24 protein-coding genes and 1 tRNA gene are annotated in these 24828 nt (G+C 57.2%); 7 read left to right on the top strand and 18 right to left on the bottom strand.

All coding sequences use genetic code 11. The features are described from left to right. Window positions 1-86 precede the first annotated feature (86 nt). The 6 genes from AC1DNI_RS04975 to AC1DNI_RS04950 form a co-directional block, all read right to left on the bottom strand. Window positions 87-281, bottom strand: a complete 195-nt coding sequence (locus tag AC1DNI_RS04975) for a hypothetical protein (RefSeq protein ID WP_477691041.1) — start codon at window positions 279-281, stop codon at window positions 87-89. A 321-nt stretch (window positions 282-602) separates the two neighbouring features. After that, window positions 603-932, bottom strand: coding sequence for a hypothetical protein (locus AC1DNI_RS04970; protein ID WP_477691040.1), 330 nt, complete (start codon window positions 930-932; stop codon window positions 603-605). A 482-nt stretch (window positions 933-1414) separates the two neighbouring features. Continuing rightward, complete coding sequence (locus tag AC1DNI_RS04965; protein ID WP_091919731.1) at window positions 1415-1633, bottom strand: hypothetical protein; 219 nt, start codon at window positions 1631-1633, stop codon at window positions 1415-1417. Between the two features lie 91 nt (window positions 1634-1724). Then, entirely contained in the window at window positions 1725-2984 is a 1260-nt protein-coding gene (locus tag AC1DNI_RS04960; protein WP_477691039.1) for a glycerate kinase type-2 family protein, read from the bottom strand. A gap of 2 nt (window positions 2985-2986) precedes the next feature. Further along, window positions 2987-3298 (bottom strand): Dabb family protein, encoded by a 312-nt coding sequence (locus AC1DNI_RS04955; RefSeq protein ID WP_477691038.1) that lies wholly within the window; start codon window positions 3296-3298, stop codon window positions 2987-2989. 130 nt (window positions 3299-3428) lie between these two features. Beyond that, window positions 3429-4736 (bottom strand): amidase, encoded by a 1308-nt coding sequence (locus tag AC1DNI_RS04950; RefSeq protein WP_477691037.1) that lies wholly within the window; start codon window positions 4734-4736, stop codon window positions 3429-3431. Between the two features lie 192 nt (window positions 4737-4928). On the opposite strand from AC1DNI_RS04950, the gene AC1DNI_RS04945 reads away from it, so the two are divergent. Further along, window positions 4929-5072 (top strand): DUF1127 domain-containing protein, encoded by a 144-nt coding sequence (locus AC1DNI_RS04945; protein WP_081815759.1) that lies wholly within the window; start codon window positions 4929-4931, stop codon window positions 5070-5072. A 64-nt stretch (window positions 5073-5136) separates the two neighbouring features. Here AC1DNI_RS04945 and AC1DNI_RS04940 read toward each other — a convergent pair whose 3' ends face one another. From AC1DNI_RS04940 to AC1DNI_RS04920, 5 genes are all read right to left on the bottom strand, one after another. Continuing rightward, window positions 5137-5493, bottom strand: a complete 357-nt coding sequence (locus AC1DNI_RS04940; RefSeq protein ID WP_477691036.1) for a VanZ family protein — start codon at window positions 5491-5493, stop codon at window positions 5137-5139. Window positions 5494-5587: 94 nt separating this feature from the next. Next, window positions 5588-6916: an HlyD family type I secretion periplasmic adaptor subunit gene (locus AC1DNI_RS04935; RefSeq protein WP_477691035.1), complete on the bottom strand. Its 1329-nt coding sequence runs from the start codon at window positions 6914-6916 to the stop codon at window positions 5588-5590. 12 nt (window positions 6917-6928) lie between these two features. Next, a complete protein-coding gene (locus tag AC1DNI_RS04930) occupies window positions 6929-9049 on the bottom strand; it encodes a type I secretion system permease/ATPase (protein WP_477691034.1) in 2121 nt (706 codons plus the stop codon). Window positions 9050-9085: 36 nt separating this feature from the next. Further along, on the bottom strand, window positions 9086-11110 hold the full coding sequence (locus tag AC1DNI_RS04925; protein ID WP_477691033.1) for a hypothetical protein: 2025 nt from the start codon (window positions 11108-11110) through the stop codon (window positions 9086-9088). A gap of 99 nt (window positions 11111-11209) precedes the next feature. Next, the gene (locus AC1DNI_RS04920; protein ID WP_228019234.1) at window positions 11210-12100 is read right to left on the bottom strand and encodes a hypothetical protein; all 891 of its coding nucleotides are present in this window, start codon (window positions 12098-12100) and stop codon (window positions 11210-11212) included. A 671-nt stretch (window positions 12101-12771) separates the two neighbouring features. Here AC1DNI_RS04920 and AC1DNI_RS04915 point away from each other — a divergent pair. The 3 genes from AC1DNI_RS04915 to AC1DNI_RS04905 all read left to right on the top strand — a co-directional run bounded on the left by AC1DNI_RS04915 (window position 12772) and on the right by AC1DNI_RS04905 (window position 14988). After that, window positions 12772-13584, top strand: coding sequence for a helix-turn-helix transcriptional regulator (locus AC1DNI_RS04915; protein WP_477691032.1), 813 nt, complete (start codon window positions 12772-12774; stop codon window positions 13582-13584). Between the two features lie 20 nt (window positions 13585-13604). Next, on the top strand, window positions 13605-14087 hold the full coding sequence (locus AC1DNI_RS04910; protein ID WP_027230299.1) for a hypothetical protein: 483 nt from the start codon (window positions 13605-13607) through the stop codon (window positions 14085-14087). Window positions 14088-14754: 667 nt separating this feature from the next. Further along, on the top strand, window positions 14755-14988 hold the full coding sequence (locus AC1DNI_RS04905) for a hypothetical protein (RefSeq protein WP_139202545.1): 234 nt from the start codon (window positions 14755-14757) through the stop codon (window positions 14986-14988). 442 nt (window positions 14989-15430) lie between these two features. On the opposite strand, the gene AC1DNI_RS04900 is transcribed toward AC1DNI_RS04905, so the two are convergent. The 5 genes from AC1DNI_RS04900 to AC1DNI_RS04880 all read right to left on the bottom strand — a co-directional run bounded on the left by AC1DNI_RS04900 (window position 15431) and on the right by AC1DNI_RS04880 (window position 20385). Next, window positions 15431-16168: a TfuA-like protein gene (locus AC1DNI_RS04900; protein WP_477691031.1), complete on the bottom strand. Its 738-nt coding sequence runs from the start codon at window positions 16166-16168 to the stop codon at window positions 15431-15433. 8 nt (window positions 16169-16176) lie between these two features. Then, window positions 16177-17427: a YcaO-like family protein gene (locus tag AC1DNI_RS04895; RefSeq protein ID WP_477691030.1), complete on the bottom strand. Its 1251-nt coding sequence runs from the start codon at window positions 17425-17427 to the stop codon at window positions 16177-16179. Window positions 17428-17489: 62 nt separating this feature from the next. Then, window positions 17490-17939 carry a hypothetical protein gene (locus tag AC1DNI_RS04890; RefSeq protein WP_153668143.1) on the bottom strand — a complete coding sequence of 150 codons (450 nt, stop codon included), beginning with the start codon at window positions 17937-17939 and terminating at the stop codon, window positions 17490-17492. Window positions 17940-18060: 121 nt separating this feature from the next. Then, window positions 18061-18324, bottom strand: a complete 264-nt coding sequence (locus AC1DNI_RS04885) for a hypothetical protein (protein ID WP_477691029.1) — start codon at window positions 18322-18324, stop codon at window positions 18061-18063. Between the two features lie 36 nt (window positions 18325-18360). Continuing rightward, window positions 18361-20385, bottom strand: coding sequence for an AfsR/SARP family transcriptional regulator (locus AC1DNI_RS04880; RefSeq protein ID WP_153668145.1), 2025 nt, complete (start codon window positions 20383-20385; stop codon window positions 18361-18363). Window positions 20386-20938: 553 nt separating this feature from the next. Between AC1DNI_RS04880 and AC1DNI_RS04875 the strand changes: the two genes are divergently transcribed. Both AC1DNI_RS04875 and AC1DNI_RS04870 read left to right on the top strand, forming a co-directional pair. Next, window positions 20939-21979 (top strand): glycosyltransferase family 2 protein, encoded by a 1041-nt coding sequence (locus AC1DNI_RS04875; protein WP_477691028.1) that lies wholly within the window; start codon window positions 20939-20941, stop codon window positions 21977-21979. Between the two features lie 383 nt (window positions 21980-22362). Continuing rightward, window positions 22363-23091, top strand: a complete 729-nt coding sequence (locus AC1DNI_RS04870) for a hypothetical protein (protein WP_477691027.1) — start codon at window positions 22363-22365, stop codon at window positions 23089-23091. A 172-nt stretch (window positions 23092-23263) separates the two neighbouring features. On the opposite strand, the gene AC1DNI_RS04865 is transcribed toward AC1DNI_RS04870, so the two are convergent. Beyond that, window positions 23264-23339 (bottom strand) — tRNA-Phe (locus tag AC1DNI_RS04865). Window positions 23340-23532: 193 nt separating this feature from the next. Between AC1DNI_RS04865 and AC1DNI_RS04860 the strand changes: the two genes are divergently transcribed. Then, the gene (locus AC1DNI_RS04860; RefSeq protein WP_477691026.1) at window positions 23533-24618 is read left to right on the top strand and encodes a Gfo/Idh/MocA family protein; all 1086 of its coding nucleotides are present in this window, start codon (window positions 23533-23535) and stop codon (window positions 24616-24618) included. Here AC1DNI_RS04860 and yacG read toward each other — a convergent pair whose 3' ends face one another. Then, entirely contained in the window at window positions 24619-24822 is a 204-nt protein-coding gene (gene yacG, locus AC1DNI_RS04855; RefSeq protein WP_477691025.1) for a DNA gyrase inhibitor YacG, read from the bottom strand. It abuts the gene before it with no gap. Between the last annotated feature and the right edge of the window lie 6 nt (window positions 24823-24828).

Here is a 24828-nt window from a genome sequence, read left to right as displayed (position 1 = left end):
CGCAATGCACGCCCGCCGTTTCATGATTCACAAATATTGAAGCTTGTTTGAATTTGGAGGCGAACACGGCAGCCCAATGGCCGGTCTCAGAGCGAACGGGAGTGAAGACGCAGTTCCGGCCCCTTGAGGGCACGCGTCTCCTGCGACAACTGCTCATCGGCCTCGCGAATAGCGGTCTCGATGAAATAAGCGATCATTTCAAAACCTTCATCATCTGCCATGGCGCAGAGTCTCGAGAGTTCTTCTTTTAATTCTTCAAGTTTATTGGCTCTCTTCGTCATTCCGTTCCATCCATCCAATGAATCCCGGCTTGCCCCATCACATCGGTCCGCCGGCACTAGCCATGCGAGCAACGCGGGGTGCAAGACGTTCCACGATACTTCCGCGGAATTTCCCCGTCATAGTTAATTGTGCTTGTTGATTCCGACAAGACTTCGCACAAACAATAATCGCAACTTGCTCGTATTGAAAAGACCCCATATATCCTCAAATCATTGTGACAACTTGTAATAGTAATATAAACTTTCATTAAAATTTTACATGACGTTTCACAAGCCACTGAAAAGCCTGACCTATTACGTCAAGCCGCAATTAAGGACTTATCAAAAATGTGAGAGTTGAACTTCGGCCTTGCCGCAGATTTTCTGTGATTTCGTCTTTACGGCCTGATCGATAATTCCCGATGCTAGGTCCGAGACGATCTCGACCGCGATGTCCTCCGGAAGGCCAGTCTCTTTCATGCCCTTGCGCATCGCAGTTTCGCTGGCCTCGCTGGTCCCGCAAATGTATGCGCGCGCCTCAAGATAGGCCGCACGTTCAAGCTGCGGGTTGTTGACTTCGTCGCCCTCGCCGCCTTTTGGTATTGAAGACTGCACTTCGCTCTTGATGCTGAAAGCCTGAACAGGTGCATAGCCCGCGGCAACTGATATCATCAGCCCTGCTGCGAGTACGGGGATACATGATTTAGAGAATTGCATTGCCCTGCCCCTTCCAACCAAGTTCAAACGGCGCTCGCAGAATTGCTACTCGCCTCATTCATAGGTTGTTAACGGATTGGGGACTGGTTCCGTTCCAATTATATAGTCAACGCTCCGTGATAGAGGCGTGACGACTGCACGCAAATTGCTGCAATGCACCAAATGCAATGCTGCTATGCAATATTGTGCATATTAAATCAGATCAGTTGAGTTATTCTCAAATCAGGAATTTTCGGCAGCGTCACCTCCTCCCGGCTCTGTCGAAACGGATGGCCTCTCTCCTCCCAGAAGGCCTTCCATACCCAACGAAACCCACCGCACCTCCTCCCGCGGTGGGTTTTGTCGTTTCAGGCCCTGACGTCGATCATCCGGCATGAAGAAAGCCGCCTCGCGAAATCGCCAGGCGGCTGCACTAAGCACGGTCGAATTCGATAAAACTATTGAGGCGCGGCGGGCTTCGCCGGCTTTGCCGCATCGGCTACGCTCGGTTCCTTCGACGGCGATGCGCGTGTGGTCAATGATTTCGGCGGCGGCACGTAGTAGGTATCCTTGGCCGGCGACGGCCCTGATGCGGCCGTGCTGCCGCCCTTCATTCCAGTGGTGCAGCCCGCAACGACGAGGAGGCCAAGGGCGATGACGGACAGTGCTGCTCGCATTCGATATTCCTTTGCGTGATGGCGCCAAAGGGGGCGCTGGAGAATCGCTACCCCGTTGACCATTCAATCGTGGCGATACCGCGTCAAGGCATCAGCGAATGAGAATGGCGCGCAAGTCGTTGACATTCGTCCCGGTCGGGCCCGGCACAAAAAGGTCGTCGATCGCTGCGAATGCAGTCCAGGCATCGTTGCTGTTGAGGCGTGCCGACGCATCGTGTCCCTTGGCAAGGAGCCGCGCCACTGTCGTGCTGTCGGCAAATGCTCCGGCATTGTCCTCGGAACCGTCGATGCCGTCCGTATCGGCCGCAAAGGCGCTGATACCGTCCACACCGTCGATATCAATGGCGAGCGACAGCAGGAATTCGCTGTTGCGCCCGCCCTTGCCTTTGCCGCGAACGGTTACGGTCGTCTCGCCGCCGGAAAGAATGACGACCGACTTCTTGAACGGTTGATCCTTCGCCAGAACCTGCCTGGCCATCGCTGCGTGGACGTGGGCAACCTCGCGCGCTTCGCCTTCGATTGCATCCGAAAGGATCGCAGCCTGTATATCCATGTCGCGCGCCACCTTGGCAGCTGCTTCGAGCGAGACCGCAGCAGATGCAATCACATGGTGTTCATGCTCCGTAAAGACGCTGTCCGAGGGCTTGGGCGCATCGGCTTTGGCCGAGTTGAGATGAGCGAGCGCGGCCTTGGGCAAATCGAGATTGTAGCGTTCGACAATGCGCAACGCGTCTTCGCGTGTGGTCTCGTCGGTGACGGTGGGGCCGGAGGCCACGAATGCCGGGTTATCGCCGGGAATGTCCGACACGATCAGTGAGTAGACGCGGGCCGGATGTGCCGCTGCGGCGAGCCGCCCGCCCTTGATCGTCGAAAGATGCTTGCGCACCGCATTCATCGCCGAAATAGGCGCGCCCGAGGCAAGCAGCATCTTGTTGACGGCAATCTCGTCGTCAAGCGTCATGCCATCGGGAGGCGAAGGGAGAAGTGCCGACCCGCCGCCTGAAATAAGAGCCACCACCAGATCGTCGGCCGACAGGTCCGACACTGTTTCAAGCAGGCGCTTGGACGCGACCAGCCCAGCAGCATCGGGAACCGGATGCGATGCTTCGATGATTTCGATATGTTTGCAGGGCGCGCCAAAGCCGTAGCGGGTGACCACGACACCTTCGAGCGGACCGTCCCAGACCTTCTCGAAGGCGCTCGCCATCTGCGCCGAGCCCTTGCCAGCGCCGATGACAATGGTCCTGCCCTTCGGCTTAGGCGGCAAGTGTGCAGCAATCGTCCGCTCAGGATCAGCGGCATCAACTGCGGCCCGAAACAGTTTTACGAAGAATTCCTTGTCCTCACCCATTTTCACACTTCCAGATCAAAAACCAAAACGCCCGCAACACCGTCTGCCGTGGCGGCAACGATGCGCCCTGCTATGGCCTGGTGTTCGGGATGGACGAGATAGGCGTCACGCGCCGAAGCATCGGCAAAATCGAGAATAAACCCCTCGGAATAGCCCTTGTCCATGCCTGCCTCCGGGCTGACATTGCCGCCATACGCCATTGCCAGCGCACCGGGGAGATTGTCGCAAAGTTTTCGCAGATCGCGATAGATCGATTGGCGCTCCTGCGCGGTGACCTCATCACGAAAGCGGAGAAAAACACAATGGCGGATCAAGACCGGAACCCCTCTAGAATAATGCACGGGCTGGACGTCGTAATGTCCGGCTGCGCATCCTGAACAGATTGCCGGAAATTGCGAGCGCTATTTCCGCCTTGAGGCAAAATAGCATCAGGCGAAGCAAGGACTACATCGCTTTCGAAAGAAGCTGTTCAACAGAGAGAGCCATAGCAAGCAGTCGACGGTCCGCGCCGTGACGCCCAATCAGCATCAATCCGCCCGGCAAGGCCATGCCGGGCATCGGCAGGCTGATCGCCGTCAGGTCGAACTGGTTGGCAACCTGCGTGTTGCGCAGAAGCAATCCTTCGATCTCCCGGTACCGCTGCTCGTTGGCGGCGACTTCCTCGATCAGCGGTGCAACGATCGGACAGGTCGGCACCGCAATAAGATCAAAGGCGCTGATCCGCCGATCCATCGCCTCTACAAGCGCACGCCGGCGCTGCATCAACGCGATGTATTCACTCTCGGGGACAGCAAGGCGGCGAAGCAGAGGACGACGAACACGTTGATCGACATCGAGGCCCTCATCATGCAGCCAGTCGGCGTGGACCCTGCTTCCCTCAATGCCGGCGATCGAGCCGACGGAGGTTGCGACAGCCATCGAATCGATGAGATCGTCAATCGAGCAATCTGCAAGGATGGCACCGGCGGCCTCGAAGGTGCTTAGGCTAGTCTCGAATGCCGTAGCGATCGATGGTTCGGTCAGGTCGAAGAGTTGGCCGCGCGGCACACCGATTCGCAGGCCCTTCAGCGCGATGGGCATGGGCACAGCCGGCAATTCATCGGCCATGACGGCATCCACCAGCGCGCAATCCGCGACGGAGCGCGCCAGTGGACCGAGAGAATCAAGGCTGGGAGACAGCGGAAAGGCGCCCTGAAGCGGGATGCGCCTTGCCGTAGGCTTGAAGCCGACGACGCCATTCAACGCCGCGGGAATGCGGATAGAACCGCCAGTATCGGAACCGATGGCGATTTCGCTCGTGCCTTCGGCAACTGAAATACCGGCGCCTATCGAAGAACCGCCCGCGACCCGGTCAGGATCACCTGCATTTCCTGCGACAGGATAGTGCGGATTAAGGCCGACCGCTGTAAAGGCAAACTCTGTCATGAGCGTCTTGCCGATGATCACGGCACCGGCCTTGCGCAATCTTTCCACCACCAATGCGTCGGCTGCGGGGGCTGCAGCGGTTCGTCGGATGACGGATCCCGACAGTGTCGGCTCGCCGGCGACATCGAGAAGGTCCTTGATCGAGACGATGCGCCCGTCAAGCGGACCGAGGGAGCCGCCTTCAGCGGCACGTCTGTCCGCGGCCTCGGCGGCGTTGCGCGCCGCGTCAGCATAGACCTTGACGAAGACACGCTCGTCGTCCCGTCTGGCATCGAGTTTGGCGAGCGCCAGTTCGAGCCGTTCGCGTGCTGATGGTACCGTTTGCATCTCTACCCGCTGCAGTTGTTTGCACCGAGATATAGCTGCTGGGGATCCAACTTTGGAAGAGCACCGCGCAAACATTCGGTTGCTGCTATGCAGCATCATCAATGCTGCTCTGCAACATTGGCAATTTTCTTGCCCGCCGAAGCAACGCATATTCCTTTCAGGGAGGCCAATGAAATCAAAGGGGTATAAAAAATGAGCCTTCGCAACCGTATTCTTCAGTATCGCCAGTACCGCCAGAACCTTCATGAACTCAGCCGCTGCACCGATCGCAATCTCGCCGATCTTGGTATTGCCCGCGCTGACATCCGCCGCGTTGCCTGGCAGGCCGCACTTTAATTGCCGCACAATTGATATATGGCGTTCGTGACCGTGTAGTCGCGAGCGCCATGTGCATTTTTGGCTAGCGAATGAGCGTTCCCGCCAACATACCGACCACTGCCCCGGCGCTCTTGACCAGGAAATTCCCGAAGTCCGGATGCCGACCCGGGATGAAGTGCTGCGCGTATTCGAGCAATCCGCATGCGAGTACGATCAAGACTGTGTTTGCAACCCGTCGCGTGGGATAGGTCAGGCTGAACAGCCCCCCAACCACAACAAAGGCGGCGAACCGCTCCACATCCGGCCCAAACGGCGTGATCGGACGCAGGCCGATCGGCCCAACTGTTACGATGACGATCAGCGCCAGCGCAATCCAGGCAAACAGGTGATAGCGCGCGGGGATACCAGCGAGCGCTTTGTGAAGCCTGCGCCAGTTCATCTTGCCCCTCCCCGCGTTGCAATGGACTCAAACGTCAGCACGCTTGATATTTGAGCCAAATCCTGCGCGGAGGCAATCTGTTGGCGGCCGCTTCTCAATACTCCCTGAAGGCGCGAGACATGCTGTCGATCACGGGCTTGGCCAGATATTCAAAGAATGTGCGCTCATGCGTCTGGATCAAAATATCCGCCGGCATGCCGGGCGTTGGCGTGAATCCGTGCACCCGCGCAAGTTCGTCCGCCGGAATGCTGACGCGGGCGAGATAGACTTCCTGGTGCTGGTTGGTGTCGGTCATCGAGTCGGCCGATACATAGTCGACCCGCCCGTTGATGATCGGCGTGGTACGCTGATTGAGCGCGCTGAGGCGTACATGCGCGACCTGCCCTTCCTTGACCTCATCGATCTGCATGCGCGGTATTTGCGCCTCGATGATAAGCGGCACGCCGGCTGGCAGGATCTCGATGATCGGCTTGCCGGTCTCGATAACGCCGCCCGGCGTGTGATAGTAGAGCCGTATGATCGTGCCGGCGACCGGCGCCTTTACGACGGTGCGTTCGAGGATGTTTTCTGCCTGGCGCGATTGCTCGCGTACAGTGTCGAGTTCGGCTTCGGCGCTTTGTATCTCGTCAAGGGCTGCCTGCTTTTCAGTATCCTTTGTCTGGATCATTTCCTTCTGGAGCTTCTCGATCTGCGCGTTGACTTCCTCGATCTCGGCGTCGAGCCGGGCGATCGTGCCCTCGCCATCGGCAATGGCGCGCTCCAGCACATTCACTTCAGAGCGAGCCATCAGTCCCTGACGGAAGAGAGAATCCTTTGCTACGTACTCGTCCTTCAAGAGGGCCAGCTGTTTTTTGGTGGAGATAATCTGCGCGTTACGGCCAATGCGGCGAAATTCGAGCGCCGAGATGTTACGCTGCATCATCTGGTATTCATTGGCATATTTGGAGTGAGCGGCATTGAAGTTGTCGCTCTGGCTGTCATTGACCGCCTTTATTTCGGGATTGGCGATATTATCGAGGATGATTGCCGGCGGCTGATACCGGTCTTCCCCGCGTACGATCGCGTGCAGCCGGGCAAGAATTGCCTCAAGGCGGGCCTGACGCAAGTATAGTTGCTGCGCATTGGCGCGCGGTGCGGTTTCATCGAGCGTCAGCAGGTCGTCGCCCTCCTTGACGCGGTCGCCTTCGCGGACCAGCAGGTCCTTGATAATGCCGCCCTCGAGATGCTGCACTATCTTGTTCTTGCCAGTGGCGACGAAGGTGCCAGGTGCAATCACCGCTGCGGCAAGCGGCGCTGTAGCCGCCCAAGTGCCGAAACCACCGAAACAGACGATGATCAGCATGATGCCGAACCTGGTGTAGGGCTTGATGGAGCGCGGAACCCCATCGTACCATTGAAGATCGTTAACGGCGTGCGTGGCCATCTTTTATCCCACCTATTCCGCCGCTTCGATGCTCGGCATGATCCCGGCTTCCTTATTCTTGCGCGCAATCGCTTCAAGCACCGTCGCGCGCGAGCCAAACATCGTCACCGTACCGTTGCTGAGCACCATGATCTTGTCGACGCAGCTGAGCAGCGCCGGGCGCTGCGTGATCGTGACAACCGTGATCTTGTGCTTCTTGGCGTGCGACAGCGCCTTGGTCAACGCCGCATCGCCCTGCGAGTCAAGGTTCGAATTTGGCTCGTCGAGGACGACCAATGTCGGGCTGCCGAAGAAGGCTCGCGCAAGCGCGATGCGCTGTTTCTGCCCGCCCGAGAGCGGCGCACCGTCACCTGCCACAACAGTTTCGTAGCCTTGCGGGAAGCTTGCGATCAATTCGTGCACATCAGCAAGGATAGCCGCGTCGTAGATCGCCTCGTCGGTCACATCCTCGCGCATGCGGGCGATGTTGGCCTTGATCGTTCCCGGGAAGAGCTGCACATCCTGCGGCAGGTAGCCGATGTTTTCGCCGAACTGCCGTTGGTCCCAGTTGCGCAGGTCCATGAGATCGAGACGGACGCTGCCCGACGTTGGCAGGATCGATCCAACCAGCATCTTGCCGAGCGTCGTTTTGCCCGCGCCGGAATTGCCGATGATCGCAAGGGACTCGCCTGGCATCAGCGTGAAGGATATGCCGTTGAGAATGACCTTCTTGTTGGGCGGCGGCACGTAGAGAATGCGATCGACGTCGAGCCTGCCTTCCGGGGTCGGCAGGCGAAGCCGCTCGAAATTCAGCGGCGAGGTCTGCAGGAGGTTCTTGATGCGGCCAAAGGCGGAACGGAACTGGATGAAACTGTTCCAGCCCTCAATGGCACCTTCGATCGGTGCGAGCGCACGGCCGGCGATGATGGAAGCTGCGATCACCATCCCGCCGGTCATCTGACCGTCGATGGCAAGGTGGGCACCCCAGCCGAGCATGGTCACTTGCGTCAACAGGCGCGAGCATTTGGAGATGGTCGCGAAAACGATGTTGCGATCCTGCGCCTTGACCTGCGCACGCAGCGAACCCGCCATATCGCGGCCCCAGATGCGAACAGCTTCGGGGATCATGGCAAGGGCATTGATGATCTGCGAATTGCGCGACATCGAATCGAGATGCAGCATGGCGCGGCTCTGGAAGTTGGTTGCCTCGGCGAACGAGGCGGCGGTTGCACGCTGGTTGATGAAGGCAATGCAGATCAGGATCAGCGACGACACGACGACGATGTAACCGAGGTGCGGATGGACGAAGAATACCGCAACGAGAAAAATCGGTGCGATCGGCGCATCGAAGAATGAAAGTAGGGTCCCCGACGTCAAGAAGGAGCGCAGCTGCTGCAGGTCGCCAAGCACCTGATAGTCCTTGCCATTGCCATTCAGCGAGGCGCGCGCGGCTGCGCTGAGGATCGGGGCGCCGAGTTGTACTGCGACCTCGACCGCGGTGCGCATCAGGATGAAGCGGCGTATCGCATCGAGCACCACCTGGATAACGACGGCACCGACAATCACCAGCGTCAGCATTATCAGCGTATCGGTCGAGCGGCTCGTCAGGACGCGGTCGGAGATCTGAAAGAGATAGATCGGTATGGCGAGAACGAGGATGTTCAAGAACAGGGTGAAGCCCATGACGATTATCAGATTCTTGCGAACTGCCGTGACACCATTGTTGAAACTGTCGCTGAAACTGGCGGTGGCAACGCGCTTGTGAAAGCTGCCGGCCGCGCCGCGATCGGCGTCGCGCTTCATAACTGGCCCACGATCGCCTTCGATAACCTTCCCGACTTCGCGTGCCAGCGGATTGCTGGCGGCAGCGGAGCTGTCCGTTTTCATATCGGGCGTTTCGCTCAAGGGGATCGCGGCAGCCTTGTCGAGCGGTTCAGGATCAACCGGTGCCGGGATCGGCATTTCCTCGACCGACGTTTTTTCGGCAGCGGGCATAGCGGTGGCGGCTTCTTCCGGCTCACGGCGGTAGAGCTTGAGGATGGTTTCCTCCATCTCGGCGAGAAGATTGTCGAAGCGGTTTTGCTCATTTCCGCGCGCTGCCTGCCGCCCATTTTCCATGGCGACCCGCAAATTTGCCTGCTCTTCATGTTTCATCTATTTCGCGCCCCCCTGGCGCACGTCTTCTTGTTCTTACGAGAGGACCGTCTGCATGACATCGACTGAGTGGCTGGTGTCGGGCACGTGAATGGATGTCGAATGGTCTGCCGGCGCCGAAGCGTCTGCGTCGTGATCGAGGAACGCTACGACCTCGTTGGCCAAAGGCTGTCCTTGACCCGGCCCTGTGCTCGGCGGCTGTGATCCGATGATTTCAGCCTGGATCAGAATGGCATCGGAATAGAGCGCGCCGCCGACATAGGATAGCCCGGCGCCGTGGGTGTCGTGGTCGACGATGGCTGCGATATTCACCAATGCATTGGAACCCGTGCTGATATCCCATTGCGTGTTCGATGTTGCGGCAAGAAGTGAATCCTCGTAATGCGCGACATAGTCGGAATCGCCGAGAATATTCACCTGCTCGACATAGTTGAGATCGTAGACGCTGCCCGTGATATAGAGCGCGCGGAGGCCCTCGATGCCGTGAAAGTTCGGGTCGCTGCCAAAACCATCCGGCATTTTATAGTTGCCGCTGGCAAGTCCTGTGAGTGCGTCCCGATAATGCTGCGGTATCCCCGTAACCCAGTTGGTCGCGTCGCCACTCTGGATACTGGCGGCATTCCACAACAGGTTGTCACTGGTTGAAAGCTTGCCGTTATATGCGCCGGCTGCACCGCCCGTGGTCAGAGTGTCGTTGTCGAACAGTATATTCGTCTGGAAGATGAAATTGCCGTCGTAATAGTGTCCACCGATCATGACGAGATCGTAGGTGTTGCACAGTTCGGCGAAGGTCGCAGTGTTCATCGACATGTTCGCGCCGGTGGTGATCGTCGTATAGGAACCGGTTGCGTTGAGAACATGCATGTCATTGTCGGAGATGAAGCTGTACTGGGAGATCCAGTTCATCTGCAGGAGATCGCCATTGATGACGGTGATTTGCCAGTTCTGCGGAAGATGCGTCGTATCGCCGGACGATGCTGGGGTTCCACCGGTACTATCCGCCTGATGCACGAAGTTGGCGATGTTCATCGCGTTGGTGGAAGGTTGGCACAGGGATTGCTGTCCCGCGAAACCGTTCTCGAAAGTATCGCTGTCGCTATAGGCATTGGTCTGCACGATCGCATCGATGCGATAATGATTGCCGGCCACCGCGAAATGCCCGCTTATCGCATCAAGGCTCGTGAGGACGACCTGGTTGACCATAAGGTTCGCGCCGGCCTGAACGGTCACCGAACCCGCAAGGTCCGAACCATCGGTCAATATGGATTGGCTCGACACGATGGTGGGTTGTGCCGCGTCATGGTCCGTCGCCTTGATGAAATCCGGCAGCGACTGGCTGATGCCCGGCGCGCTCGTCACCTGCTCGCCATTGACAAACAGGCCGTCGATGGCCGGTCCGGCAATAACCGTGACACCCGGTGTCGCCGCGAGCGGTCCTGTCGCTGCCGCATGGATGAAACCAAGCTGATCGTTGAAGAACTGCGCAACCTCGGCGCCGTTACCCGGAACGGCCGCTGATGTGAAGGATTCGGAGACCGCGAATGCCTGCGACGACAGGTGCGCGAAGCCAGCATCGTCAGTGAAGTCGAGATTCACCGGCATCTTGTTGCCCATGATGACGACGTCGTTGTCCTGCATGTGGTTGGTCTGCTTCAAGACCATCGACGTCTCGGAGGCACCGGACCCGAAATATGGCCCCTCTTCCACGACCCCATGCGCGACATCTGAACCTGATCCGTGCGGATGGGTCGGCGTGTGCGGCAGTCGGTGCATGCCGATTTCGATTTCGTCGAGATTGACTTCGACCCAGGGCATCGATGGCAGGCCGACCGGCGACCATGGCACCGGCGTGTAATCAATATGCGCGTCTGAAAACGCCGGCGGCAATTGCGGGGTCGTATGGGTATCGATTGCAAGAATGTCTTTGAAATGCGGATCGGCGTCGGGGGTGATCTTGAATTCGCGGTATTCCAGCCGCGCTCTCGCGGCTTCGATGGATGTGTGGAAATAACCTACGAAATGGGCAATTGACTCTGAAATCTGATCACTGAAACCCAGCATTGCAGTCCCCGCCACATTCACGGCATCTGCCTTTTGGACAAAGAGGTCTGCGCAAATTTCGCGCAGACCAATGTCAGGCAGTTTGCCTGCGTGTTACCGTTACTCGCTGTCACCACTGATGGTGGTATGCGTGTAGGTTCCATTGATAACGGTAGCGTCGAATGCGTTTTGCTGCAGGTTAGCGCCTAGAACGATATCCTGCGTGAACGCTGTTGATGTCAGATTGGCTGCGGCACTTGCCGCACTGGAGCCAGCCACATCGTCGCCGGCATGTGCGCCGCCGCCGTGATTGCCGAACCAGCTGTCCCAACCGTCAGCACCACTTCCGATACCATCGCCCGCTGTAGCAGCGCCCCCGGTTGCATCCAGCGTTACGCTGCCCGAGTTGTCTTGGCTGACATGAGAGAGCTGATCGTTGTCGACGAGATCGGCCACCTGATTAATGGCGAATCCGGTGTTTGTTCCCGCACCGTTAAACGCGCCATTGAAGATGTCCGAAAAGTGAACGTCGTTGCCTGGATCGAAGTTGATACTGCCCGAGTCGGTTATGAACATGTTGTCGAAGTTGGTGTGGCTCAGATCGAGATCTGCAAAGTCGTTGTCGGTTGGCAGATATCCATCCAGGTTCACACCGACATCCACATGCACGGCCGTATCCGACGTGTTGGTGTTGGTATTTGCGTTGTGGTTGTCACTTTCATTGAGGTTGGCATTGAGATTGCCATTGGCATTCAGATTGCCATTGCCATTAAGGTTACCATTGCCGTTGAGGTTACCGTTGCCATTCCAGTTCGAATTGTCCGAACTTGAATGTTGATCCTGGCTTTGGCTTTGCCCCTGTCCTTGCCCTTGAGCCTCCAGTTGCCCCTGGGCTTGCCCCTGCAACTGTAAGGCCAGCGCGGCGGCCACAGCGGACGCATCGGCATCTGCAGTCGCTGACGGATCGCCGCCTGGGTGGAAATTGTAGGTGTTGTTCTTACTGTTACTCATAAAAAGCCCTCCGATGTTTTGTTTTCGGAGCTAGCAAGAACCTCTATGCATTTCCAACGAGGTTTTTATGCGAGCTCGCATTGGTCTTTTATTTTAACAGACGTCGGTTATTATGATAACAAACCAGCGTGTTTCTGGATTGCTATTGCCAATGGTATAGATTTTGTTTTTTACACGAGAGTTTTTACTTGCGTTTTCCCCACACACAAACGTCGCGCAAGCCTTGTAAGGTTAGCCCCAAAGCCACCCAAGGTTAAGCTACCAATTCTGTTTAGGGGTGGGATTACCACTTCACACAACCTAAGGTGCTGGCCGGCTCATCAAAAAGTGCAATCTTTTCAGCATCGTCGCGGAGCAGCTTTTTAGAGGTGGAGCGAGCCATGGATTAGGGGCGTCCGGCAGGTCTTAGTCCCTATTGTCGAGGTGGCCCTTCGCGCACTAGTTCCGCCTTCCGGCGCCCATCCTGCTAGGCACAACAAACTATTGAGTTTTCGGCGGTCACGGCCGTGTCACGCACGATTTATTAATCCTTCCTTAATCAACAGGGATAGTTGAGGCGCAGGGAGCAGAACGACACTAAATAAACGAACTCACCCGAATAAAAAAACAATAAGAGCAAACAAATCCGGAGGGAAAATACTTCCCTCACTAAAAGGGCGTAGGGGCTTATTATGAGCGCAACAATATCGCATACCAGGTCGGACCATGTACATCATGGGGCGAAGAATGAAGACGGCTCTAAATTCAGAAACGGCATCTTTATCTATGCCGAAGCTGGAGTGGTTTTCCAGGGATTGGTACAATCACTGGAACGCACCTTCCCTGATCTGAAGATCCGCCTTTCGAGCAAGCTCAACGAAACCGAAGAATCGGATGAGAACACAGGTCTCGTCCTTATTCATGCCGGCTTCGGCTTCGATCTCGCAGATAGCGTCGAACGTTGCAAGCATCGCTTTCCGCATGCTTCGATCACTTTGATGATCGATGAAAACAGCACCGGCATTCACGAATACAACACACTCTTTGACAGCAAGCAGGTCCAGGGATTGCTTCCCTTCAGCCTGAAGCTCGACATCTGGCTTGCAGTCGTATGGCTGCTGCTGAATGGCGGTGAATACTATCCGTCGACCATCGTTCGCTCGATGGAAAAGACGGCGCCTGCCAAGTCGCATGGTGCGAACGGCCAGGCGAAGAGCGCGGCCGGACCGATGAAGTCGCTGACCATTCGCGAACATCAGATCCTCGAACTGCTTTCCGAAGGACTGCAGAACAAGATCATCGCGGATCGGCTGGCCCTGTCGGAGCACACCGTGAAGGTGCACGTCCATAATCTCATCCGCAAGCTGCGCGTCCATAACCGGACCCAGGCTGCCGCGATCTATCGCGACAGTATCGATCAGGAGGAGGCCCGGCCCCCTTTTAGAGGGTATAGCGCACCACTCCAGCATCCGCAGAGCACATATGTGATGAGCCAGGCCGTCTGAGCTAATCCGAGGCAAGGCAAATGTCCCGCATCAATGACGTACTGATGCTGGTAGGCAAACTCAACTACACGTGGACGAACACCGAAAGCCTGTTCATCTACCTGATTGCCCACCTGCTGGACACCAACAAGGAAGCGGCGACCGTCATCTTCCTGACGTTGAACACGACGCGCGCCCGCATCGACCTGATCGAGCGGCTGGCGAAGATCAGTTCGACGCCGCCAGAAACCAAGGCCGCAGTGCTCGAGATCACCGGGCGGATGTCGCGCGAACAGCGGCTGCGGAACAAATACAACCATTGCATCTATTCATTCGATGAGGCTGGCGTGCTGACATCGACGCAGTTGATGCGCATCGTCGACATGGACGACAACCTCAAATACGGCAAGGTCGAAGCCCTGGACGACCAGGAGCTTCAGCGCATCCAGGCAACGATCGACGCCATCATCGAAGTTAATCGGGATATATGGGCGTTCATCAAGCTGTACAGGATACCGGTATGAGGAGCCCCCCAGTTCGATCCATCGTGATTCCCGGTGCACCGGCCCATGTCGCCGACGCGGCATGGAACCTCGTTTTGCATCATTTCTAGTAGTTATTGCTATGGCGTTTATGGCACCGTTAATCATTATTAATTATTGACGAAATATCAATATACTATACCCTATTCTTGGTACAATGATTGAGGAAATCGTGAAATATAAAGACTAACCGCTAATATTCAAATATAAATCCGAAAATTCTCCTGATTTGTACACTAAACAACCAGCGACGCTTCTTTTTGTGGAAGAAGAAACGTCTAGCCGCTTAAAAGCTGCGGCTACGAATGAAGCAACGGTCTGCGTCGCCGTGGGGGAGGACGCAGGCAAGAATGAAAAGGGTCATTTTGGGGGGCCTGCAACGTGACACACATGCCAGAACCGCTGAACAAACAGCGGCGGAAAAAGACGACGATACGACGCCAGGATCAAGAAGAGACACGGCGCGCTATCGCTTCGATTGCCGGACTCGTTGACGGGTCCTTGGTGGTACTGACCGGAATTTACCCGGCCATGCGTGACAACGCGTTCAGTCGTTGCACTTCCCGTTCCGCGGCGAATGTCGACCGGGCCTAAAGCCCACCGAGTGAACAGAAAATGCAATTTCACGCAACATTATGCCAAGGGTATCATGAGTAACCGCCTGCAAAACTTCTGCCCATCCAAGACAGTGCATTCACGGATCGTCAATGCCTTGTGGATCGAATATGGCGGCACGCCATGGAACATGGCTCCCGACTGGGAGCCGGAACGCGCCTGGGCGCGGCAGCTCGACCTGACGCTCATCCCGAACCTCGGACCTATGTCCGTGGCCATTCTCGTGCAATGGCTTGCAGCTGGCGATGAGGACGAACAGTCGAAATAGGGAAATCTTTCATCACGATGCTCAGCGCACAACATTTTGCTGCGTTCACCTGGAGGTACGCGCATTTTCCCGCTGTCGGGATTGGAATGGAATCGAAGTGATTATGGTCCGGGACAGGGGTGCTACGCCGAAATTCTGACTGGCATACTATAGAATTCCGGCGTAGGTCCCCCACTGACTGCCCGCTTGCTCCCACACACGCTTGAATGCTTTTTTGTTTTGTTTTCATGCGTTAAACTTGCGACCACGGGTTGAGACTATGAATGCTCCCGTTACGCAAGCGTGACTCAAACCGCGTTTTTGCGACTAAAGTCGCAGATTCGGATAATTAATTGGGTCTAGGCGCAATTAGACCGAATTCATTCATGCGCGATCGGCTTCCGGCGGTGTCGTCCCGAACACTTTGAACTGCGCCAGTTATCATTTCAGGAGATAGAAGCCTTCAGCCGCGAAGCTTGCGCCACTGCGTCGTTGCGTTGAAGCGCCATCCGGCAAATTCAGGAGAAACGTCTCCAGGAGCCGAAGGCTTGCCTTCCAAGAGGATGCCGAGAAGCGCTTGCGCATCCTCGCGCTTGATGTTGCGCATATGCGGCTTCAGCCGGTCAGCCGGATTTTCGATATCCGCAGCGACGGCGTCGAAGATGCGCCGCCAGCTGCGCTCCTTGAAGAACACTGCATCCGCCCTGGTGCGGATCAGATCATGCTCGTCCCGATGAATGGAGCCAGCGGCGAGTGCGGCGTCGAGCGTGGCGTCGACAGTCACCATGGCTTCGCTGAAGGCACGATAACCAAATTCGGCAGGCGCATGCACCTGCGCGACCGCCGCATCGTCCTCGAGCCCGCCATGGGCGTAGCGCTCGAAAACATGACCAATGCCGATCATGCCGAAGGGGTGGCACTCGGCGGCGCGCAGCGCACCCATGCTCGCCGCGCCGTAAACCGTCGCGCCGGCCGAGAGGGCGTGCAGAATCTCCTTGTGCCAGACGGCCGCGACATCCTCGAAGCGTCCGTCAACGAGCGCAATGACGTCAAAGCCCTGATCGACCGCATGGGTGATGTCGCCGCATTTCGCCGGGCCGCGGCACGTCAGGCCATATTCAGGGAGAACCCTGTCCTCGCCGCTTTTCAGCGGCACGAATTTGGTGCCGGACAGGCTCGGACCTGCAAAGAGAACCTGCATCGCCCCTCCTACTGCCGCAGCATGGCGTTGAGCGCACGCCCGCCGAAACGGTGCTTGCGCGTGCCGGCGGGACTTTCGAGCTCATTGACGAGCACGCGGCACACCGACAGGCCATAGGCTTCGCCGCCGAGCGGCACGGCGATGACGCTGCCGATGCCGCACCGACGCAGCGGTTCGAGATAGGTTTCGAGGCTGGCGCGCGTATGCGGCTCCGGCTCCTCGAAACGCCAATGGTCCGAAGGCGTCGCATGTATGTAGACGGCAAGGTCGGGCGCGAGGCGCTGGTGATATTCCGACGGGTCGAAATCGTCGCGGGCGCCGGAAATATTGGTGATGCGGGTCTGCGCCGCCTCGGTGATGGCGCGCATGGCGGCAACGCGCGGCGACAAATGGCAGCCATAGCCGGCGGCGAGGTCGAAATGCAGGTAGGTTCCGTGCTGGGTAGCGGGGCTGATCGTCGCCATGAACACCGGCAGGCCGATATCGGATGTGGTGTTGAAGAGCCGCAGGACGAAATTTGCCGCCGCGATGCGCTCGGCCATCCAGTCGATCCCGGCATCGGCAAAAACCGCGGGATCGACACAGCGCGCATGAACGCCGGCATCGCGCTGGAAGCGCCACAGTTCGGTGGCGTCACGTTCGACGCGCTCACAAAGCCCGTGAATCACCGCCTCGAGCAGGCAATTGCCGGAAGCAAGGCCGTCGGTCGACTGGCAATAGTGGAAGGACTGCCGTTCCGCCGTGAAATCGAGCGTCACCAGTTCGCGCGGCACGAAAACCGGCCTGTCCTTCAGAAGATCGTAGCCTTCGAGCCAATGATCCGTCTCGTCGGGGCCGGCCTCGTCCGCGCCGCGCATCAGCAGCATGCGCCCGTCAAAGACTTCGTGGCCAGCATCGCGCAAGGCGCGGCGGCTGGCGGCGAAGGAAGCCACCGGAATGTTTTCGGCTATGGCGATTTCGGCCGCTTCCATGACCGCCGAGGCGCGGGCGTGGGCCGCGGTGACGCCCTTGCCCTGGCTGACGGCGAGGGTGCGGCCGTTGGGCCGCACAGCCATCCACACGGGAATGCCGATGCGATCGAGGCCGGTGACCTCGGCCATGCGCACGATGCCGAGCGCAGAAAAATGCGGACGCAAACGATTTACCGTCGCATCCGCATCGATCAGGCGCGTGGAGGATGGTTCGCCGGCGCGGAAGGCGGTGCGAAGCCTTGCTTCGTCAGCCGCCAACCGATCGCGAACCCCGGCCAATGGTTTCATTGCAACTCCATCTGGCCGCACATTACGCATTCAACACAAATCAACTCCGAATGCCGTTTTCGTCAGTTCAACCCTGCATGATGTGTAGAGATCGATCGATCGGACGCATTGGAAAGGCCATCGAAGGAAAACGCACGATCAGACGCATCGCTGCGACCGTCGAACGAAAAAGCACGATCGGACGCGTCACTGCGGCCGTCGAACGAGAAAGAACGATCGGACGCATCGCTACGGCCGTCGAACGAAAAAGCACGATCGGACGCATCGCTACGGCCGTCGAATGAGAAAGAACGATCGGACGCGTCACTGCGGCCGTCGAACGAAAAAGCACGATCGGACGCATCGCTACGGCCGTCGCTTGCAGCAATGCGGTCGTTCAACAACCCGCCTATTGAAGAAAGAAACTCCTGACCGGCCAATCCCAGCGAACCGATCAAATCACGATCAAGACACTCAGCAGTTCGGGTTTCCGTATTTACAAGCCAGAGCTTGTTGGAATCCACGTCGTCCACGATATAAAACTTTGCCATGCGAATAACCTTTCTATGAAGGAGAGCCCACATGGCAAAGGTATGACGATTCTGAAACAGATCAAGGAGAACTATTGATTGTTACAAAAATTCGGAACTATTTTTAGTCTTTTGGCTCCACTGGATCTCCCGAGAACATCTGAGCCTCAATATCGGAACGACCACTGGTTGCAATTGCTATGTCGATGCCTTTTAGCGTCGCAATTCCAACTTTGCGTGCCTTACTCACAAACTGCATCAGGTCAGCGTTGGCGACACTCGATCTTGTGAGAGTGGTTTCCGTTAGCGGTTCTACACGCCGTTCGTCCACATCAACGAGCCACAAGTCATCGCTTCCAGTCTCGCCGATTATGAAATACTTCGCCATGCTGATGTCCTTCTGTTGCTGTTAGTTTGGAGGTGCTTATTGGAAGCCTGCTTGTCGCAGAGATGCTTCATATCGCTGGCGCTGTTCAGGTAACCTGACGCCTAATCCTTTGATCCAGTCATCAATTCTAAAATTGGGATTGTCCTCGAGCGCATACGCTCTGTATTCTTCTGCTTTCTCGCGCTCGCCAAGCATGGCCCAGCACGCCGCGATCAATCGAGCCGCCGCCCGCGGGTTTTTCATTTGCTGCAGCCATTCAAGAGCTTCAGAATGCCGTTCAAGATTGTGTAGAGCACCTCCACCTACCCAGTAGTAATAGTCGGGAGCCAGGGGGTTATGGGCCACGGCCTGCCGGATTTTCTCCAAGGCTTCTTCGAGTGCGCCATAGTGGGTAAGCGCATCCGCGTAGTCGGCAAGAAGGTCAGCGTGCTGGGGATTTATCGTTGATCCCTGGTCGAAATATTCCAGGCTCTCGTCGAACTTGCCGAGATACATGCTGATCGTGCCGAGTTCGCGCAAGGGGCGCTCGTCGTCAGGATCAGCAGGAGCCGCGCGCTTTGCAACCTTTTCGCCTTCGATAAGGATATCCTTGTCGCTTCGTGCCAGAACGAGCCACTCGCGTTGCATCGTGCGGGCAATGCCGCTCAGCGCCGGCACGAAATCCGCAGAGGCGGTAAGCGCGTTCTTGAACGACTGGCGCGCTTGGCGCAGCTTCGACAGATCGAGCTTTTCGAAATCGCGCTTGCCGACCAGATACCAGTAATAGGCGTTCGGATCCTGGATCAGGCGGTTGTAGCGGTCGAGTTCCGACTTCTCGATGACCGAGACGACCGAGAGGATGATACGGATCGAAAGCTGGCGATATTGCTGCTCGGGCAGGACATAATCGAACTTCTGCTTCTCGGCCCAGACGATTTCCTGTGTCGCCACATCGACAAGCTTGACCGAGAGGAAGCAGAAGCCATCGCGCCGGGTGATCTTGCTGTCGACCACATAGTTGACGCCGAACTGATCGTTCAGCCCACCGAAACTCTCGATCGGCGATTCAGTAACTACCCGCGCCGAGGTATAGGGCGCGAGCACGGAGATTGTGCGCAGGCGGCAAAGGCCGATGGTGATGTCGTCGACCAGCGAGGCGGCAAGCTGCTCCATGGGATCGGCGGCATTGTGGTGCATATAGAGCACCATCAGCCGCGGCAGCCCCACCTGCTTGTTCTGTTCGATCTGATGTTTCGCCTGCATTGCGCGCGGGGTCTGGATTTCCAGGCCATTGCCGTTGGAGGGCTGTGGCGCAAGCGGGAGGATCAGGCTGCGGGTCGTTGCGGGCGAAAGCTTGGGCAGGAGTTGCTGGTAAAGTTCGACGGTTTCTTCTTCGGGATCAACGTCGAGATCGTCGCGCAGGCGCTTGGTACATTCGCGGAAGGTGCGCTCCACCTTGGCGATGAGGCCGAGTTGCGAGGCGGTCTGCATCAGGGTGCGGTAGCCGACTTCCTGGTAGGGGTCGATCTCGATGAGCTTGCGCGCACATTGGCGCTTTTCATCGATGCTGACGCCGACAGGCTGGTTGACCATGCCGAGCAGCATCGTGATCATGTCGTCGCGCAGGCGCACCCGCTCGATGTCGAGCCACTCGTCGAAATCGGAATTCTGCGGCTCGTTGGGCGCAAGCAGATCGCCCTTGTAGAGCTCGCAAAGGGCAAGGACGGATTCGATATCGCCCCGGCGCGCATTGTTGATGTATTCGAGTAGGTCGATGCTCAACAACTCAGCCTTCACCTGCGACAGGTTGAGGTAGACGTAGGTTGCATCGCCCTGAATAAGGTTCAGGCCGTACTGTTCCTGGAACTTGCGGATGCGAGCGAGACTTTGCCTCAGGTTCATCGAGGCATGGGCCTGATCCGTATCCGACCAGAGCACCTGCGAGAGCTTGCCGCGCGAGACGGAATGGCTGGCATTGACGAGCAGCAGATAGACGACGATGCGAAGGAAATTTGCGGGGACGCGCGGCACAGGCTGGCCGCCCAGACTAACAGTCGCCTCTCCAAAAACCGTCAGTTTCATTCTATGCTAAACCCCAGATTTTATTTGCTTTTCTGTATGCCGTTGCCCTGTTGCCGTAGTTGTTGCCATGCTTCTTATAAGCTAACTCTACTATAGCTTGAAGTAGTTCACTATAGGGTCTCTACGACAAAAGTCTAATAAATAGGAATTAAGGTTTCCCTGATTCCAGCCCAATTTCTTTGATGAATTTCTCCTAACCGCCCTGATTTCCAAGCATGTTCGCCCCTAAAGGCCCCGTGTGGACTAAATCAGTGGCAGCGCGGCTCTACCCGACAATGGCGGGTTTATATGACAATAATACTGCAACCGCAAATATTCATTTGCCAAAGTGAAACCGGTTTCTTTCAACCACAAGCTTTCATGCAATTGTAAAACTTTGCCCATCCAAGCGCTTGAGAACGAGCGAAAGCGTTACCGGATCCGGTAGTTGGCTTTCGGGCTCTTTCGTGCGCAAAGGGAAACCCTGCAACTATCCAAAGGTTCCACCGATAAAGATTGCGCTTGCAATTTCTGGTTTCGCGTAGTTGAAGGCGGGACAGAGGATCGGACCAGCATGAGTTTCAAATACCCCGTCAAACGCACTGCCGATTGGCACAAGCAGGGGAGCGTGCCTGTCGTCCGGAAGCTGAAATCCTTCTTTCGGCACGCGAAATCCAAAATCGGGGTTCGCGTCAACGACCCGAAGCTTGTGCGGCAATCCGGGCCCCACCATCCGCTCTTGGAACACGATATACCGGCGATCTGCGTTGTCAGGAACGCCAACAACTACATCCGTTCGTTCCTGCGCTATTACCGCTCGCTCGGCGTCACCCGCTTCATCATCATCGACGACCGCTCGGTGGATGGCACGACCGCGGCGCTTTCCAACCAGCCGGACGTCGATCTGTTCAGTTCGGAGTTAGAGTACAAGGATACCGATCGCGGCAAGGACTGGCGCGATGCTTTCTTCGACATATATGGCCGCAATCGCTGGTACCTGTCGCTCGACGCCGACGAGTTTTTAGTCTTTCCAGGCTCGGAGAGCCGCTCGATCCGCGATTTTATCGGCGATCTTGAACGCGCCGGCATGTCGCGGGCGCATTGCCCGATGATCGACATCTATCCGGCGGGCGCGCTCAGCAGCGGCGTCTTCGTCGATGATGGCAGCAAATGGCCTTTCGAGATCTCCTCCCACTTTGACGGCGATGGCTACACGGTCAAGCATGAGCGCTACGGCAGTGCGCTGCGCGGCGGCCCGCGGCAGCGTCTGTTCGGCCGCGACATGCGCCTGTCGAAGTTTCCATTGCTGTGGGTCGATGACGCAACGCATTACCGCCTCGGAAGCATCCATGGACCGGCGCCATCGATGCGAAATTTCACGCCGATTACGGGTGTCCTGCTGCACTACCGCTTTTCATCCGACTCCATCGACGAATTTCGCAAGATCGTCGAAGTTGGCGGCCATGCCGACGGCGGCGCCCATTACGGCGCCATTCTCGCCTCCCCGCATTTTTCTGAAGATTTCTCGCTCGCCTACCCCGGATCACTGCGCTTTAGCGGTTCCGAAGACCTCGTCGAACGCGGCTTCATGCTGGATTTGCGCCGCACCGCATAGCACTGGGGCAGCCGGTCATAGGGTCATTCGCTGGGAGACACTCGGTTTGCCACGACATTGGCGTGATGGGTCGTAAATCGATGAGGTCACAGGAGAAGTGGTGCCCAGACGCGGCCTTTTCAGGGGAGTCATAAAGGCAGTTAGCACAAAGTAGAATTGTTACTTCGCAACCTTTTATGCATGGATTCCCTCGGCGCCAATGGGGACCGGTCGATGGATTCTGCATATACGGTTCGATCGCGTGGGCGAGCACCGACTTTCTTTTCATCGACAAAGGCTGAGAGTTTGTGCCGATGGAAGCGACTCGTAGGCTCGATGACAGCCCCTCAGATCCCAGAAGGCACGTTATCGTGACTGCAGCGTCCAGATGGGGACGAATGCTATTGGCTATTGTCACGCTCCTATGGGCGACGGCCGCTTTATCCAACGAATATCCTTGCAAGCCAGTCTCTCCGGACGACACGAAGGTATGGACGCGCTCCTCGCCGATCGATCCCGGCTACCTGGTTAAATTCAAGCTCAAGGATGGTCCCGCATTTGCAATACCTTACGGCTATCACAGCTTAACAATTCCGGAATTAGTGAACTGTCAGCCGTTGCGGGATGTCTTTCGCTTTAACTTCTGGATGCCCGATCTAAGGGCGCCAAAAAAAGACCCTTATGGGTTGGCCTATTTCCGGGTACAGGAGGATGGGCATCCGAAACCCGGTCCCGATGACTATATAGTCCAGGCACTCTTTGTTGAGCGGGCCACGGACGCAGATTATGCCAAGCATAAGTTGCCCTCGAGCTGGCTTTTCACCTGGTTGGGTGTCTACGACAACCGCTTTCTTTTGAGACCCGAAGTGAATGGACTGCTGCGCGTCATCGATCTCGAGGCCGGCAGCAGCCCCGCAGTAAGTACGGAAGACTACGTCCGCCTGGCTGATCCGCGCGAGGAAATTCGATTGGAATGCCATCCGGACACGCTCAATCCGACTTGTAGATACGAATTCTACTTAAGCGATTTGCAAATATTGATCACAGGAATCTTTCCTTACGACGCCTTGGCCCAATGGCGCCAGATTATGACCGCAAATCGCACACTGATCGAACGTTGGATCATTAAATAGGCTTCAGTGCCGCCTTGCTGTCTTTGGTTTGCGCACTCGGAGCGGTCGAAACGAGCTTTCGATCGCCTTCAGAAAGCGTCATAAACAAGTGCCCCACTTTCTGACGAATGAACATACGGCGAGACAAAATTGCGCTCTAACGCATTGATCTAGAACGATAACGAGAGAGAAGTGGTGCCCAGACGCGGATTCGAACCACGGACACGCGGATTTTCAATCCGCTGCTCTACCAACTGAGCTATCTGGGCACTTCAAGGCTTTTTCCGTTGTCCGGCAAAGCTTGTGGACGGGGTTGGCTTTCCGTCAGAAGCGCGTGGGTTATAACACTAAAAATCATCCTGTCCAGCATCAACTCGCGAATTTTTTGCCGTTTTTCTGCCTCTTGCCAAGGGCATGCATTGATGCGTTTGTTGATGGCATCGGAGACGGGATTCGCAACATATGGTCGAGACGGGGGAGAAGTCCGCCAAGGCTGGGGCCTTTGGCTGGGGAATTATTGGCAGCGGGGAGAGCGCCCGCCGTTTCGCGTCCGATCTTTCGCTGCTTCCCGATGCGGCGCTCGTCGCCAATCACTCGAGAATGCTCTCCAGCGCCGAAAAATTCCGCGAGGCTTTCGGCGGCGCATCCGCCTATGCCGACCTTGATTCGTTCATCGCAGATCCCGCTATCGACGCCGTCTACATCGCAACCCCGAGCTCGCTGCATCTCGCACAGGCGCTGAAGGCGCTGCGTTCGGGCAAGCCGGTGCTGATCGATAGGCCCCTCGCCCCTTCGCACACGGAAGCCGCCGTTATCCAGCGCGAAGCCACACGCGGCAATATCCTTGCCATGGAAGCGTCCTCGGCGCGCTTCCTGCCCGCTGTGATTGCGGCCAAAAAGAAGGTCGATGCCGGCGAAATCGGTGCGATACGGCGGATAACCGCCGAACTGTCGGCCTTGCACGCCTTTGACGCCGAAAGCCGGTTCTTCAACCGCTCGCTCGGCGGCGGCGCCGGGCTCACCTTCGGCATCGATTGTGTCTCGCTCGCCATGCATTTCCTGGGCCAGCCGCAGAAGGTCTCCGGCCTCTGGCACGCCGCGCCGAACGGCGTGGACATGCGCTGCGAGATTGTCCTGCACTATGATGAGGCGGAAGCCAGGCTATCCTCAGGCCTCGATAAGGATGGCGCCAATCACTTCGTCATTGAAGGCACAAAGGGTGCGATCCGGATCGACGCGCCATTTACCGGCGCGCGCAGCCTGACCACCTTTCACGGCTTTGCGCTGACGCCGCCATTCGGGCCCCTGCCGGCAGCGCGCGGTCTCCTCGGCAACCTCCTCGCCCGCCTGCCCGTTCCCGGACGGGTCGTCGAAGATCACCCCTTCTCAGGCACAGGTCTGCAATTTCAGACAATGGCGGTCATGGCGGCCATACGGGCCGGCAAGACGGGCGCTGAACTCATGCCGCTTGCCGACAGCATCAATGCACTGCGCGCCGTCAACATCGTGCTGTCGCAGCCGGCAACACAGCGCATCATAAAGCTCTGATCAGTCCTCGCCGTCGCTGTCGTCGGCGCTTTCCACCGCCGGCAGCACATAGGCGCCGGTCAACCAGCGGTTGAGGTCGACATTGCGGCAGCGTGCCGAACAGAAGGGATAATGTTCGCGGTGCGATGGGCGCTTGCATTCGGGGCAAGGACGCGTCGACCGAAGCGGCATGACCTTGGCTGTGCTCTTGTTATCGTCAGTCACGGGATC

Source organism: Phyllobacterium sp. 01N428 (assembly GCF_056399405.1).
This window is presented reverse-complemented; position numbering and strand designations above follow the sequence as displayed.